General features: G+C 69.0%; 16 protein-coding genes. 3 read left to right on the top strand and 13 right to left on the bottom strand.

Going from position 1 to position 13,920, the window contains the following annotated elements; all coding sequences use genetic code 11:
• Nucleotides 1-2: 2 nt before the first annotated feature.
• The 3 genes from KME78_RS13310 to KME78_RS13300 all read right to left on the bottom strand — a co-directional run bounded on the left by KME78_RS13310 (nt 3) and on the right by KME78_RS13300 (nt 2,911).
• The gene (locus tag KME78_RS13310; protein WP_214640645.1) at nt 3-398 is read right to left on the bottom strand and encodes an NADH-quinone oxidoreductase subunit A; all 396 of its coding nucleotides are present in this window, start codon (nt 396-398) and stop codon (nt 3-5) included.
• Nucleotides 399-474: 76 nt separating this feature from the next.
• Nucleotides 475-1,710: a geranylgeranyl reductase family protein gene (locus KME78_RS13305; RefSeq protein WP_219529514.1), complete on the bottom strand. Its 1,236-nt coding sequence runs from the start codon at nt 1,708-1,710 to the stop codon at nt 475-477.
• Between the two features lie 484 nt (nt 1,711-2,194).
• Nucleotides 2,195-2,911 (bottom strand): demethylmenaquinone methyltransferase, encoded by a 717-nt coding sequence (locus KME78_RS13300; RefSeq protein WP_219529165.1) that lies wholly within the window; start codon nt 2,909-2,911, stop codon nt 2,195-2,197.
• Nucleotides 2,912-2,988: 77 nt separating this feature from the next.
• Between KME78_RS13300 and KME78_RS13295 the strand changes: the two genes are divergently transcribed.
• Nucleotides 2,989-4,200: a hypothetical protein gene (locus KME78_RS13295; RefSeq protein ID WP_219529164.1), complete on the top strand. Its 1,212-nt coding sequence runs from the start codon at nt 2,989-2,991 to the stop codon at nt 4,198-4,200.
• On the opposite strand, the gene KME78_RS66110 is transcribed toward KME78_RS13295, so the two are convergent.
• A complete protein-coding gene (locus KME78_RS66110; RefSeq protein WP_219529163.1) occupies nt 4,197-4,415 on the bottom strand; it encodes a DUF4229 domain-containing protein in 219 nt (72 codons plus the stop codon). The two genes, KME78_RS13295 and KME78_RS66110, sit on opposite strands and share 4 nt — an antisense overlap.
• Before the next feature lie 257 nt (nt 4,416-4,672).
• On the opposite strand from KME78_RS66110, the gene KME78_RS13285 reads away from it, so the two are divergent.
• Nucleotides 4,673-4,891, top strand: a complete 219-nt coding sequence (locus KME78_RS13285; protein ID WP_219529162.1) for a BldC family transcriptional regulator — start codon at nt 4,673-4,675, stop codon at nt 4,889-4,891.
• 96 nt (nt 4,892-4,987) lie between these two features.
• On the opposite strand, the gene KME78_RS13280 is transcribed toward KME78_RS13285, so the two are convergent.
• Complete coding sequence (locus KME78_RS13280) at nt 4,988-5,230, bottom strand: hypothetical protein (RefSeq protein ID WP_219529161.1); 243 nt, start codon at nt 5,228-5,230, stop codon at nt 4,988-4,990.
• 10 nt (nt 5,231-5,240) lie between these two features.
• Nucleotides 5,241-6,467, bottom strand: a complete 1,227-nt coding sequence (locus KME78_RS64220) for a hypothetical protein (RefSeq protein WP_246651028.1) — start codon at nt 6,465-6,467, stop codon at nt 5,241-5,243.
• Between the two features lie 178 nt (nt 6,468-6,645).
• On the opposite strand from KME78_RS64220, the gene KME78_RS13270 reads away from it, so the two are divergent.
• The gene (locus KME78_RS13270) at nt 6,646-6,951 is read left to right on the top strand and encodes a PLDc N-terminal domain-containing protein (RefSeq protein ID WP_219529160.1); all 306 of its coding nucleotides are present in this window, start codon (nt 6,646-6,648) and stop codon (nt 6,949-6,951) included.
• 1 nt (nt 6,952) lies between these two features.
• Here KME78_RS13270 and ccsB read toward each other — a convergent pair whose 3' ends face one another.
• The 7 genes from ccsB to hemL all read right to left on the bottom strand — a co-directional run bounded on the left by ccsB (nt 6,953) and on the right by hemL (nt 13,895).
• Complete coding sequence (gene ccsB / locus KME78_RS13265) at nt 6,953-7,897, bottom strand: c-type cytochrome biogenesis protein CcsB (RefSeq protein ID WP_219529159.1); 945 nt, start codon at nt 7,895-7,897, stop codon at nt 6,953-6,955.
• Entirely contained in the window at nt 7,887-9,431 is a 1,545-nt protein-coding gene (resB, locus tag KME78_RS13260; RefSeq protein WP_219529158.1) for a cytochrome c biogenesis protein ResB, read from the bottom strand. Before resB ends, ccsB begins: the two co-directional genes overlap by 11 nt.
• On the bottom strand, nt 9,431-10,153 hold the full coding sequence (locus KME78_RS13255; protein ID WP_219529157.1) for a cytochrome c biogenesis CcdA family protein: 723 nt from the start codon (nt 10,151-10,153) through the stop codon (nt 9,431-9,433). Before KME78_RS13255 ends, resB begins: the two co-directional genes overlap by 1 nt.
• Entirely contained in the window at nt 10,146-10,712 is a 567-nt protein-coding gene (locus tag KME78_RS13250; protein ID WP_219529156.1) for a TlpA family protein disulfide reductase, read from the bottom strand. Before KME78_RS13250 ends, KME78_RS13255 begins: the two co-directional genes overlap by 8 nt.
• Nucleotides 10,713-10,767: 55 nt before the next feature.
• Nucleotides 10,768-11,406, bottom strand: coding sequence for a histidine phosphatase family protein (locus KME78_RS13245; RefSeq protein WP_219529155.1), 639 nt, complete (start codon nt 11,404-11,406; stop codon nt 10,768-10,770).
• 84 nt (nt 11,407-11,490) lie between these two features.
• Nucleotides 11,491-12,414: a LysR family transcriptional regulator gene (locus KME78_RS13240; RefSeq protein WP_219529154.1), complete on the bottom strand. Its 924-nt coding sequence runs from the start codon at nt 12,412-12,414 to the stop codon at nt 11,491-11,493.
• A gap of 191 nt (nt 12,415-12,605) precedes the next feature.
• Nucleotides 12,606-13,895 carry a glutamate-1-semialdehyde 2,1-aminomutase gene (hemL, locus tag KME78_RS13235; RefSeq protein ID WP_219529153.1) on the bottom strand — a complete coding sequence of 430 codons (1,290 nt, stop codon included), beginning with the start codon at nt 13,893-13,895 and terminating at the stop codon, nt 12,606-12,608.
• Nucleotides 13,896-13,920 lie beyond the last annotated feature (25 nt).

Here is a 13,920-nt window from a genome sequence, read left to right as displayed (position 1 = left end):
TTCTAGTCCCAGTCCAGACCCTTGCGGCGCCACACGTACGCGTAGGCGACGAGCACGGTGACGATGAACAGCAGCATCTCGACAAGCGCGAACACCCCGAGGCCCGAGGAGAGCACGCTGCCCGCGTCGTTCTTCAGCGGCGCGAAGGAGACAGCCCAGGGGTAAAGGAAAATGATCTCGATGTCGAACACGATGAAGAGCATCGCGGTGATCATGTATTTCAGCGGGAACCGTCCGCCACCGACCGGCTGGGGCGTCGGCTCGATGCCGCATTCGTATGCGTCAAGCTTGGCGCGGTTCCAGCGCTTGGGACCGGTGAAGGGAGCGATGGCGACCGAGAAGATCGCGAAGCCCCCCGCGAGAACGGCGAGCACCAGGATGGGCACGTAAAGGTCCATCGCTACGCCTCCTCTGGAGTCGCCACGCGCGCGGGCGCGCAGCCTGATCTATGACTTTGCCGGGTGAGTGTGAGGTTCATGCTGGTGGCGCGACCTTCGAGAGTGCGTTTATGATCTTGTCCGACGCATCGCCTCGCCGGTCGGTGAGATTACCAAGGAGTTTGAGCGCGAAGCGCATCAGCCTCGGGTGTGGCAACCCGTGCCGTGTTCCGAAGCTCATCACTCCTGGCTTCCCGATCGCCTCGACGAACAACCTGCCGAGCGTGAAATATCCGCCGTAGGCGTCCTTCAACACTTGAGGATAGGTGCGCAGGATCCGTTCCTGCTGCGCGGGGGTGGTCCCGCGCAGAGCCTTCACGATGGTCTCGGCGGCGATCTCGCCGGTCTCCATGGCGTACGCGATGCCCTCGCCGTTGAACGGGTTGATCGCCCCGCCGGAGTCGCCGACGAGCACGAGACCGCGGGTGTAGTGGGGCTGGCGGTTGAAGGCCATCGGGAGCGCGGCGCCGCGGATCGGGCCCGTCATGTTCTCCTCGGTGAAGCCCCACTCGGCGGGCATCGCCTTGCACCAGCGCTTGAGCAGATCGCGGTAGTCGATGCTCTTGAACTGGTCGCTGGTGTTGAGCAGGCCCAGCCCCACGTTCGCGGTGCCGTCGCCGACGCCGAACACCCAGCCGTAGCCGGGCAGCAGCGTGTCGCCGTCCCACAACTCCAGCCACGTCTCCAGGTAGTCGTCGTCGTGGCGCGGGCTCTCGAAATAGGTCCGTACGGCCACGCCCATCGGGCGGTCCTCGCGCTTGTGCAGCCCCATGCCCAGGGCCAGCCGGGTGCTGTTGCCGTCGGCGGCGACCACCAGACGGCCGCGGTAGGTCACCCCGTCCTTGGTCGTCACCCCGACCACGTGACCGCTGCGGTCGTCGAGCACGGGCCCGGTGACGTTCACGCCTTCCATCAGCCGCACCCCGGCCTTGACGGCGTTGGCGGCGAGGATCTGGTCGAAGTCCTGGCGCGTGCGGACGAGGCCGAAGTCGGGGAAGCGCTCAAGCTTCGGCCAGTCGAGCTCGAACCGGTGCCCGCCACCCACCACCCGCAGGCCCTTGTTCCTGATCCAGCCGGGCGCGTCGATGTCGACACCCATGTTGAGCAACTGCTTGACCGCCCGGGGGGTCAGCCCGTCGCCGCAGACCTTCTCCCGGGGGAACTTCGTCTTCTCCAGGAGCAGCACGTCGAACCCGGCGCGAGCGAGGTAAAAGGCGGTTGCGGAACCGGCGGGACCGGCGCCGACGACGATGACGTCGGCGTCAGCCTGCATGGCTGCTGGCACGGTCACTGGACTGTCCTGTCCTACACGCTCGAAGGCCTTGGGGTGTGGCGCCTTCGTTCTCTTGTGAACCCCTTCACAAACTTGTCGGCCCGCAGTCTAACGCTTTTCCTGGACAAAGTGTCAGCCGGGGGGCGGTCTTCGCACGAACGAAAACCCTCCGTCGGAGACGAAGGGCCCTGGGTGGTCGCCACGGGGAGATCAGACCTCGAACTCGCGGACGTGCACCGGGCGGACTCCTTCGTAGTCACGGATATATCGGAGCCTATCGTGCGGAATGTGACGCCCGTTACAACCACAGCGGCGAACACTGTCACGCTCCGTAGTCAAAACGCTACACCAGCCCGCCCGCAAATTACCGAGAACCATCCCCACCCGGAGCCGCGTCGGCCCGAACAACGGCTAATTCCCGCGATAAGCGCTATCTCCCGGCGGTGATATCCGCAAGGCCGGCCCGAGAAGCATTAATGGCGACTCAGGCGGGCTTGAACCCCCGGTGCACCGCGACGATGCCCATGGTGAGATTGCGCCACGCCACCCGCTCCCAACCGGCTTCCTGAATGGTGCGCGCGAGCGTCGGCTGGTCGGGCCAGTCCCTGATCGACTCGGCCAGATAGGCGTAGGAGTCGTCGTTCGAGCCGAAGACCGTGGCCACCCGCGGCAGCAGCTTCATCAGGTATTCGCGGTAGACCAGGTCGAAGGCGCCGACCGTCACGTGCGAGAACTCCAGGATCACCAGCCGGCCGCCCGGCTTCGTCACGCGCAGCATCTCCCGCAACGCCTGCGAGGTGTCGTGCACGTTGCGCAGCGCCACCGAGATCGTCACCGCGTCGAAGGCGTCGTCGGCGAACGGCAGCCGCAGCGCGTCGCCCGCGATGAACGGGACCCCAGCCCCGCTCAGCGCGTTGCCACCGTGCCGGCGCACGCCCGTGCGCAGCATGCCGAGGGAGAAGTCGGAGGCGATCGCGCGGGCCCCGAGCGTGGTGAACGCGTCGGTGGACGTGCCGGTGCCGGCGCCCAGGTCGAGCACGATCTCGCCGGGCCCGGCGTCGACGGCGGCGGCCACCGCCTTGCGCCAGAACCGCACCTGTCCCAGGGAGATCACATCGTTGACCAAGTCATAGCGCCGGGCCGTGCGATCGAACATCGCGGCGACCTGATCCGGCTGCTTGTCCAGCTGAGCACGCGTCATGGCCCAAGCCTATGACCATCACGACAATCGACGGAAAGTAGCCGCATGATTACCTACCGTCTGCTAGAAATTGCCGAATGCTTGTACGTGTCGCCCTCGCGGCGATCATCGCCACGGCCCCCGTCGCGCACCCGCGCGTCGTGTCGGCCGACCCGGTCGACACCACCCCGCACGTGCTCGACGGGATCGTCAACTCCATCACCCTGGTCGGCGGCACCGTCGTGGTGGGCGGCTCGTTCAGCGAGGTCGCCGACGCCTCACGGACCCACACCTACACCCGCGACAACGTCTTCGCCTACAGCCTCGCCACGGGACACATCCTGCGCTACTTCGCGCCGCAGGTGGAAGGGACCGTCTACAGCCTGGCCCCCGGCGACGGCGACACGGTCTACGTCGGCGGCGACTTCCCCTCGGTCAACGGGACGCGGGCCACGGCGCTGACCAGGCTCAACCTCATCGACGGGTCGGTCATCAAGGACTTCGCGCCCGGCGTCTCCGGCGGGGCGGTGACCACGCTGGCCAGGCGCGGCGCGCAGCTCTACGCGGGCGGCGACTTCACCAGGCCGCGCACGGCCCTGGCCAGGCTCGACACCTCGACCGGCGCGGCCGACCCGAGGTTCACGATCACGCCAGGGGCGCCGCTGGCGTCCAGGGTGAAGGTCTACGCGCTCGCCGTGACCGCCGAACGGCTCGCGGTCGACGGCAACTTCACCACGCTCGACGGGCTGTCGAGACCGCAACTCGGGCTGATCGACATACGCGGCGGAGGGGCCAAGGTGGCCGACTGGCGCACCGAGGCGTACGTCCCCAAATGCATGGAGGCCTTCCCCTCCTACGTACGCGGCCTGGATTTCGCGCCCGACGGCAGCTATTTCGCCGTCGTCACCACAGGCGGCCCGATTGGCGGCAAGCGGCTGTGCGACAGCACGGCCAGATTCGAGACGTACGGCAGCGGCGAGCGAATCACACCCACCTGGATCAACAAGACCGGCGGCGACTCGCTCTACGCGGTGGCGGTGACCGGTGCGGCGATCTACGTCGGCGGACACCAGCGGTGGCTGAACAATCCACTGGGCCACGACTCAGCCGGGCCGGGAGCGGTGCCCCGCGAGGGCATCGGCGCCATTCATCCAGGCACCGGAATGGCGCTGACTTGGAATCCTGGCAGGGAGCGCGGCATCGGGGTCAAGGCATTTCTGGTGTACAGCGGTGGACTACTCGTTGGTAGTGACACAACTCGACTCGGACGGGAGTACCATGCCCGGATTGGCATGTTCCCCCTGCCCTAGTCGCTCTGTGGCTTGGGTCGGTCGATCTTGTCGCTGATGCGTGTGCTTACAGCGTCACGCTGCTTCGACAGCAAGACGTAGCTGGCTATGCCACTGATCAAGAAAGTCACGATGATCAGCACCAGTGGGTTTTGCAGGCCAAGCAGGCGCAGGACACCTAGCGTCACGACGAACAGACCGATCCGCGACGCGGTGTAAACGAGAACGGGATGCACAGGATCGAGGTTACTCGCCCTGTGTGGACGGTCGCTCTTCGCATCGGGCGCGGGCACTGCTAGTGTTCCCAGTTAGGGAGTTTCGTAAAGAAACACCCACGAGAGCCCCAAAGAGGCTCTATCATATAACAATCGGGCAGTCAGCTGATAACAACCCGTGATCTTTGTCGAAAACCACGGATAAATCAGGCTTCGCTCGACACACTGGTTACCTGTCCGCCCGCTGGCAGGAAGCGGGATGCGAGGGGGAGAGATTGGTGGAGAGTAGCAGCGAGCGTCTGCTGACCCCAGGAGAGGTTGCCGCCCTCTTCCGGGTAGACCCAAAGACGGTTACACGCTGGGCCGCGGCAGGCCGCATCAGCAGTATCCGCACCCCCGGAGGGCACCGGCGGTTCCGCGAGTCGGAAGTGCATGCCCTTCTTAGAGGCGAGGACGTTCTAACGGCCGAGCGGTCGGCCGAGTCCCCGCGTTTTTGACGTTCCATCAGACGGTGGTCCTGCACGCAGGATCGCCGTCTCCCCCTGCCCAGGGAACGCCGGCTGAGCGTCGGCCCTCCGACTGGCACGGGGTCACTAGGCGTCTTCCTGTTCCGCCTTGAAAGCCAGGAACTCCTGCTCCAGGTCGTCGTTGTCCGTCAGCCAGCGCTCCCGGCGTTCTGCCGCCTCCTCCTCCGTCAGGGACTCCGGTAGCCACGTGTCGTAGTCGGGATCGCCGGGTTCGAGTTCCACGTACGCGTTGCCGATGAGACGCCCGTCTTCGCTGGTCAGGCTCTGCGGCACGCGCAGGGTCCCGTCAGCGAGCCGGATGACGTACATGGCTGATCACCTAGATTCCGTAGCGCCGGTTGAAGAACAGCATGACGTTGAGCGCGGCGCGGGTGTCGCCGCCCAGCATGTCGACGAGCGCCGGTCGCTGGCGCGAGGCGATCGCGGCGAACGCGTCGGCGAAGAACTCCTTGCATCCCAGCCCGCCCCCCTGGCGATGGAAGGCGGAGACCAGGAGCGGCGTGATCTCCTCGTACAGCGTCGCGAACTCCCGGGAGTCGGACACCCAATCCCCGTAAGCCGAGTCGACGTCGTCGATGGCGTGCCCGACCTCGTGCATCATCACGTCGGGCGTGGGTGAGGGGCGGTCGCCCACCACGATCTTCCCGTCGCCGTACGCCCCGGCGCAGATGTCCCACGAGGCCCGCCCGGACGGCAGCGGGGCACCGCGCAGGTAGCCCATGTCGTCCAGGTCCGGCACGCCGCCCGGGCCGACGTAGATGCCTTCGAGGCCCTCGGCCAGCTTCTCCTTCAGCAGGTCGGGCAGCCTGGCCAGGCTCTCCACGGCCCGTACGATCTCCGGCGGCGGCGGGCCCTCCCGGGCGTCCCACTGGCGGTGCAGGATGGTCTCCAGCTTGCCGCAGTGCTGCAGGCCGTCGCCGAGCGAGGGCGCGTCGGGGCGGTGGGGCCGCGCTCTGGGCGCCACGTCGTCGAGCTCGAAGTCCTGCCAGGTGTACTGCGGCCGGTCCACGACCGCCGCCGACAGCCGCTGCTCCCCCGCCTCCCACCGCCGCGGCTCCCCGGCCTCGGCGGCGTCCCACTGCTGGAACTCCCCGCCCTCCTGCCGGCGGCGTCGATCGCGCCCACCCCTGGACCACCTGTCGGAATCACCGCCGCCGGCCTGGCGCCGCTCCCGGCCCACCCAGCCGAACAACGCGAAGCTCCCCTCGCTCCCGATCGAGTCCCGCCCGGCGGGCTCCCGTCCCGGCCACCCGCGTCCCAGGTGCCCGTACCGTTCGGACACCGGACGGCCGTTGGCAGCCGCGTCCTTGGCACCGTCTTTGGCACCGGCCCGCCATGGCCACACCGGACGCCCGGCGCCGTCCTCACGTGCCCGGTCCCGCCCGTTGGCCGGCCGTCCGGCCCGGCCGGGGAACGCGTGCCGGTCGTTCGTCCAGAAGGAACGGTCCGCGTCGGGGGGCGCCTCACCGCGACGGGAGAAGAGATACGAGCCGCGCCGCCACCAACGACCCCGCCGATGGCGGCCCTTGTCGTTAGAAAAGGCCATCGCACCTCTCAACGCCGTCGAGCGCCCGCGCGCGAGGCACCCGGTCGCCCCGATCGGCGGTCCCAGCGGGCGGACGCCGCTGAATCGTGTCCACCGTACGACGTAGGTCTCTCTTGAGTCATCCGAAATGGGACAACGGAAAAACACGATCACGACGCGAATGGCTTACAGTTCGGACATGGTAGGTGTCGTTATCGGCTTGGCCCTGTTGGCCTTCTGGCTCTACTCGTTGTTCGACGTCATCACCACGCCGGAGGAAGAGGTCAGGAACGTACCAAAACCGCTCTGGGTGCTCGTCGTCACGCTGGTGCCGCTGGTGGGCGGCATCGTCTGGATGCTCCGCGGGCGCCCCCAGCCGGACCGAGAGGCCTGGCCGGTGCCCCCGCAACCGGGCACCCGCCGACATTCGGCCCCCAAGGGCCCGGACGACGACCCCGAGTTCCTGCGCGACCTCGACCGCCGCATGCGCGGCGAGGACGGTTAGCTCACAGCCCCGAGTAGCTGTGCAGACCTGAGATGAACATGTTGACGCCCACCAGGTTGAACAGCAGGCAGCCGAACGCCACCAGTTGCACGATCGTCGCCGCGCGGCCGCGCCATCCCGCGGTGACCCGGGCGTGCAGGTAGGCCGCGTAGGCCACCCAGGTGATGAAGGCCCAGACCTCCTTGGGGTCCCAGCCCCAGTAGCGGCCCCATGCCTTGTCGGCCCAGAGGGCGCCGGCGATGACGGCGAAGGTCCAGACCGGGAAGGCGAAGACGATCGCGCGGTGGGCCACCCGCTCCAGGTCGGCTCGTGACGGCAGCCGGGACACCCCGTCGCCGCGAATCAGGTAGAGGATGCCCGAGACCCCGGCCAGGACGAACAGGCCGCTCGCCAGGATCGCCGCCGTCACGTGGATGGCGACCCAGTACGAGTTGAGCGCCGGCACGACCGGCCCCGCCGCCGTGTAGAGGACCTTGACCGCGAAGCCGAGCCCCAGGGCGGCCGTCACCATGACGAAGGCGCCGAGGAAGCGGACGTTCTGCCGGAGCTGGGTGCCGAGGAAGGCGGTGACCGCGGCGAAGCAGATGGCCACCACGAACTCGTACATGTTGCCCCATGGCCACCTGTCCACGGCCAGGCCGCGGGTGACGATGGCGCCGAGGTTCGCGGCCCAGCCGAGCCAGCCGAGCGCCATGGCCAGCCAGCCGGCCCTGGGCACCCAGTTCGGCGGCTCGACGGCCACCGGGGCCGCGGGGGCGTCCACGGGACCGCCCGACGAGCCGACTCCGGCTCCCACGGGCTGTCTGGCGGGGACGGCGGCCGAGCCGGCCTGGGAACGCCCGAAGGCCAGCTCCAGCGCGAACCCGATCATGGCGGCCAGGTAGAGCAGGACGGCGGCGACGATGAAGAGGTCGCTCACCCCGGCCAGTTGCTGTTCAGCGGGCATCCTTGCCTCCGGCTGATAGGACCTTGACGATGTCGGCGAACTCCTCGGTGAAGCCCGCCGCGGACCCTTCGGTACGGGTCAGGCCGCCTACTTCGGCCACGCCGTCCTTGACCCGCACCCACACCCGGCGGCGGCGGATCATCAGCGAGCACACGATGGCGGCGACGGCCGTGGCCGCGGCGATCAGGGCGGGCAGCCGCCCCGGGTCGTAGGCGATCTGGAGCGTCATCCACTCCTTCACCCCGGTGAACTCCAGCTTCCCCGCGCCCTTGGGCAGGTCGAGGGATCCCCCGACCGAGAGGGGCGCGTGGCCGGTGCCCATGACCAGCGGTGTGAGCTTCCGCATCACCTCTGGCGGCGCGAGCTCGTAGACGGACTGCGGCTGCCCGGAACGTACGCCCAGGTCACCGGAGAAGGCCCCGAGGAGCTGGACCTGGGGGTTGAGCGCGCCGGGGAAGAGCGAGGCCCCGGCACCGTCGCTGGTGGGCAGGAAGCGCAGCAGGAAGCCGAGCTGCGACGGCTGGGCGTCGGGCACCTTGACCACGCAGCCCGAGGTGAGCGTGGGCTTGTCCTCGATCAGGCACGGCACGGGCCCTTCGAAGGCGACCTGCCCCTTGCCGTCGGTGACCTTGAAGACGGGCGCGTAGCCGTGGCCGATGAGGTAGGTCTGGGTGCCGTTGATCTCCAGCGGCTCGTTGACCTTGAGCGTGTAGTCGTGCGCGGGCGACCCGGGCGCGTCGTTGACGCTCAGGAAGGCGGAGTAGTCGAGCTCCTGCCCCCTCTTCTCGCCTTCGACCTGGTAGCTCGCCTGGAAGTCCTTGAGCGTGAACGAGAACGGCTCCAGCGACTCCGCCGACACCTGGGTGCCCGGGATGAACCGGTCGTAGGCGGCGACCGTGTTGGCGAAGCCGTCGCCCTCGGCCACCAGGACGTTGCCGCGGTAGCCGTACAGGGAGCCGACCCCGACCGCGACGAGCAGCCCCAGCAGGGAGACGTGGAAGAGCAGGTTGCCCGTCTCGCGCAGGTAGCCCTTCTCCGCGGCCACCCAGCCGTCGCCGACGTCGACGCGGAAGCGGAGCCGGCGCAGCCGGCTGGCGGCCTCCTCGACGGTCAGCGGGTCGTCCAGGCGCGAGAAGTAGGGCAGACGCGACAGGTTGCGCGGCGCGGCCGGTGGACGGCGGCGCAGCTCGCGCACGTAGGTGGCGGTGCGCGGCAGGACGCAGCCGATCAGCGAGATGAACAGCAGCAGGTAGATCGCGGCGAACCAGACCGAGGTGAAGACGTCGAAGAGCTGGAAGCGGTCATACCACTCGGCGAGCGTCGGGTCGCTCTGGAAGAGCTTGGCCACCTTGTCGGGATCGACGCTGCGCTGCGGCACCAGCGAGCCGGGCACGGACGCCAGCGCGAACAGGAAGAGCAGGATCAGCGCCGTCTTCATCGCGGTGAGCGTGCGCCAGGCCCATCGCAGCCAGCCCACCGGTCCCATGCCGGCGGGTCGCGGCGCCCGCTCCTTCTCGAGCTCGTCGACGGTCATCAGATCACCGGCCGGAAAGCGCCGATCAGGCCCTGCATGGTGGCGATCATCTCACCCCAGAGACCGGTGACCAGCAGGATGCCGACGGCCACCATCATGCCGCCGCCGATCCTGGTGATCAGCCGTGAGTGCTTGCGGATCGCGCGGAAGGTACGCAGCGCCTTGCTGTAGGCGAGGGCTGCGGCCACGAAGGGCAGCCCGAGCCCCAGCGCGTACGCGACGGCGAGCAGCGCGCCGCGCCCGGCGCTGCCCTCGTTCAGCCCGAGCGCGAGCACCACGGCCAGCGTGGGCCCGATGCACGGCGTCCAGCCCAGCCCGAACACCACGCCGAGCAGCGGCGCCCCGGCCAGCCCCGCCGCGGGCAGCTTGTGGATGCGGACGTCGCGCATCAGACCGGGCAGCACGCCCAGAAAGGCCAGCCCGAGCAGGATCGTCAGCACGCCGAGCACCCGCGTGATCTTCTCCGAGTTGTCCAGCATGATCGAGCCGAGCCCGCCGAACAGCGCGCCGCTGAGCACGAACACCAGCCCGAACCCGGCCACGAACAGCACCGTGCCGAGCACCAGCCGCCCGCGCTTGGGGTCCTCGCTCATGCCCGTCACATAGGACAGGTAGCCCGGCACGAGCGGCAGCACGCACGGCGACAGGAAGGACACCACCCCGGCCAGCACCGCGATGGGCACGGCCAGGAGCAGCGAGCCCGAGGCGACGACGTCATTCATCGCGCACCTTGGTCACCGCGTTCATCAGGTCGGTGTACTTGACCGCGCCCAGCGCCCTGGCGGCGATCCTGCCCTGCTCGTCGATGATCAGCGTGGACGGGATGGCCGCGGGCGGCACCGTGCCCTGGAAGGCCAGCGCGACCTTGCCCGGCTGGTCGAAGATGCTCGGGTAGCCGGTCTGCTCGGTGCGTTCGAACGCCTGCGCGTCGGCCTTGCGGTCCTTGAAGTCGACGCCGAGGAACTCCACGCCGCCCTTGGTCTTGGCGGCGACCTCCTTCAGCACCGGCGCCTCCGCCCGGCACGGCCCGCACCACGACGCCCAGAAGTTGAGCACCACGACCTTGCCCTTGTGCGCGGCGAGCGACGCGGTCGCGCCGTCGAGGGTCTCCCCGCTGATCTCGGGAGCGGCCTTGCGGTCGGCCGCACCGAACACCTGCATCTTCCCGTCGCCCGCGACGAAACGGGTGTCGCCGGCCTGTGGCTGGCCCGACTGGCTGGTGCCCGCGCAGCCCGCGACCAGCACGGCCAACAACAGGAGGGTGGTGGACTTGGCGCGCACGGAGGAAGATCTCCTTGTACTACAACCGGTAGAGCTTGCAACTCTACCGGCGAGGTCAGGCGCCCGGGACGGTGGGGCCGGTCGCCAGTGATCCGGCGGGCTCGCTGTAGCCGACGCTGACGAGGCGGTCGCCGTCGAAGGTGAGCGTGGTGACGCTGGCCAGTTGGCACTGCCTGCGCCGTGGGTCGTGCCAGAGCCGGCGGCCTTCGGCGGCCATCCTGATCGACCAGATCGGCAGCTGGTGGCTGACCAGCAGCGCCTCGTGCCCGCGTGCCGCGCCCCTGGCCTCATCGATGATCGAGCGCATCCGCTTGACGATCACCGGATAGGGCTCACCCCAGGAGGGGCGGAGCGGGTTCCAGAAGTAGCGGTAGTTCTTCGGGTCGCGCAGGATCGCCATCCCCTGGCCGACCTTGCGGCCCTGGAGCATGTTGGCGGCCTCGATCAGCCGGTCGTCGGTGCGTACCGGCAGCTCCAGCAGCGCGGCCAGGGGGGCGACGGTCTCCTGGGCGCGTTCGAGCGGCGAGCTGTAGAGGGTGACGATGTCGCGGCCGGCCACCGACTTGGCGACCGTCTCGGCCATCAATCGGCCGTTGTCGGACAGGTGGTAGCCGGGTAGCCGGCCGTACAGGACGCCTTCGGGGTTGTGCACCTCACCGTGGCGCATCAGGTGAACTACGGTGGTTTCAGCCATGGTGTGCCACAGCCTATCCGTTCCTCCTGGTCCGAGATCTAGGGCGGGCCCGTTGGCCGTGTTCCCGCTGGTCATCGCTGTGGCTCAGGCGAGCGCCCAGGCGTTCTCCTGTGTACGGCTGGCGTCGGCGAGCGCCTCGACCGCGGCCCTGATCGCGGGGCGGCGGGCCGCGTCGGTCCGCCAGATCACATAGATGCGGCGTGACTGCCGGGGCCTGAGCGGCACCACGGCCACCCCGTCGGGCACGCAGTCGCGCCCCAGCCGGGGGATGATCGCGCAGCCGAGCCCGGCGGCCACCAGCGCCATCTGGGTCGGGTATTCGTCGGCCATGCAGGAGATCTCGGGCTCCAGTTGCGCGCTGCGCAGCGTGTAGACGAGCCAGTCGTGGCAGACGGTGCCGGGCGAGGAGCTGATCCACCGCTCGTTGGCCGGTAGATCGGACAGCGAGATCTCCCGGCTGCCGGCCAGCGGATGGTCCGCGGGGAGCACGACGTCGGCGATGTCGTCGAGCAGTGTCGTCCTGGACAGCCCCTCGGGCAGGGCCATCGGCCGGTTCAGCCAGTCCTGGATGATGCCCAGGTCGAGCTCGCCCCTGGCCACGTCGCGCACGATGCGTTCCGGCTCGCGCTCGTGGAGCTGGATGTGCAGGTCGGGATGGCGGCGCTTGAGCGCGGTCAGGGCGGCGGGCATCAGGCCGCGGGTCGCCGTCGGGAACGCGGACATGTTCAGCCGCCCCACGACCTCGCCGCGCAGCGCCTCGAAGTCCGCCTCCGCGGTCTCCACCAGGGCCAGGATCCGCTCGGCGTGGTCGGCGAGCAGCCCGGCCGCGTCGGTAAGCCGCACGCCGCGCCCGTTGCGCTCCATGAGCCGGGCGCCGGTCTCGCGCTCCAGCTTGGCGATCTGCTGTGACACGGCCGACGGCGTGACCATCAGCGCGTCGGCCGCGGCGCCCACCGATCCGTAGATGTGCACAGCGTGAAGGGCCTTGAGGCGGTTCAAGTCCAACATGTAAGCCAGTCTAAAGGGTTTAGCGTAGAAAGTCTCGCTTGTGCTTGACTCTTTAGCAGGAGAAAATACATGCATGAGAAACAACAAGGCGCAGAAGCAGCAGCAGACCAGCATCTCCTACCTCAAGACCCTGGCCGAGCAGGCCCGTGACCTGCGCGTCCGCTACCAGAAGCCGGCCGCCAAGTAAGTAGCTAGAGGACCGCCGCGGCAGCCTTGGCGGCTGCCGGCAGCGCGTCGGCGACCTGGCCGAGTGCCTCGTCGTCGTGAGAGGCCGAGAGGAACCAGGCCTCGTACGCGGAGGGCGGCAGGTAGACCCCGTGATCCAGCATCGCGTGGAAGAAGGCGGTGTAGGCGGAGGTGTTCTGGGCCCGGGCGTCGTCGAAGTTCGTCACCGGCGCATCCGTGAAGAACACCGAGAACAGGCTCCCCGCCCGCTGCAACCGGTGTGGCACTCCCGCCGCGGTCAGCGCGTCGGAGGCGGCCTGGCCGACCGCGAGCGCCGCCGCGTCCACCTTGGCGTAGGACTCGGCGTCGAGCGCGCGCAACGTGGCCAGGCCCGCGGCGCAGGCGAGCGGGTTACCCGACAGCGTGCCCGCCTGGTAGACCGGGCCTTCCGGCGCCAGGCAGGACATCACGTCGGCCCGCCCGCCGAAGGCCGCCGCCGGCAACCCGCCGCCCATGACCTTGCCGAACGTCATCAGGTCGGCGTCGACCGGGTCGAGGCCGTACCAGCCGGCGGGCGAGACGCGGAACCCGGTCAGCACCTCATCCATGATCAGCAGCGCGCCGCTGGCCGTGCAGAGCTCGCGCAGACGGGCGTTGAAGCCGTCGAGCGGCGGCACCACACCCATGTTGGCCGGGCAGGCTTCGGTGATGACGCAGGCGATCTCGGCTGACGCGAAGGCCTGCTCCACAGCGCTGATGTCGTTGTACGGCAGCACGATGGTGTCGGCCGCCGACGCCCCCGTCACGCCCGGCGTGTCGGGCAGCCCGAACGTGACCACGCCCGACCCCGCCGAGGCCAGCAGCGCGTCGACATGACCGTGGTAGCACCCGGCGAACTTGACCACCTTGGACCGCCCGGTGAACCCGCGGGCCAGCCGCACCGCGCTCATCGTCGCCTCGGTGCCCGAGCTGACCAGACGCAGCTTCTCCACGGGCGCCACCCTGGCGACGATCTCCTCGGCCAGCTCGACCTCGCCCGGCGTGGCGGTGCCGTAGGAGAGGCTGTGGGAGAGCGCCGACGAAACGGCGTCGACGACGGCGGGATGGCGGTGGCCGAGGATCATCGGTCCCCACGAGCAGACCAGGTCGACGTAACGGTTGCCGTCGACGTCGGTGAGGTAGGGGCCCTGTCCTGAGGCCATGAAACGCGGGGTGCCGCCGACCGCGCCGAACGCGCGGACCGGGGAGTTGACGCCACCCGGCACGATGGCGCGGGCGCGGGCGAACAGGTCCTCGGAGTTCTGTGTACGGCTCACGCGAACCAGGTTAGTCCTGGATTAT

It is taken from the genome of Nonomuraea guangzhouensis, from assembly GCF_019396345.1.
GTDB lineage: Bacteria > Actinomycetota > Actinomycetes > Streptosporangiales > Streptosporangiaceae > Nonomuraea > Nonomuraea guangzhouensis.
Note: the sequence above shows the minus strand (reverse complement) of the source record. Positions and strands in the feature narration are given on the sequence as shown.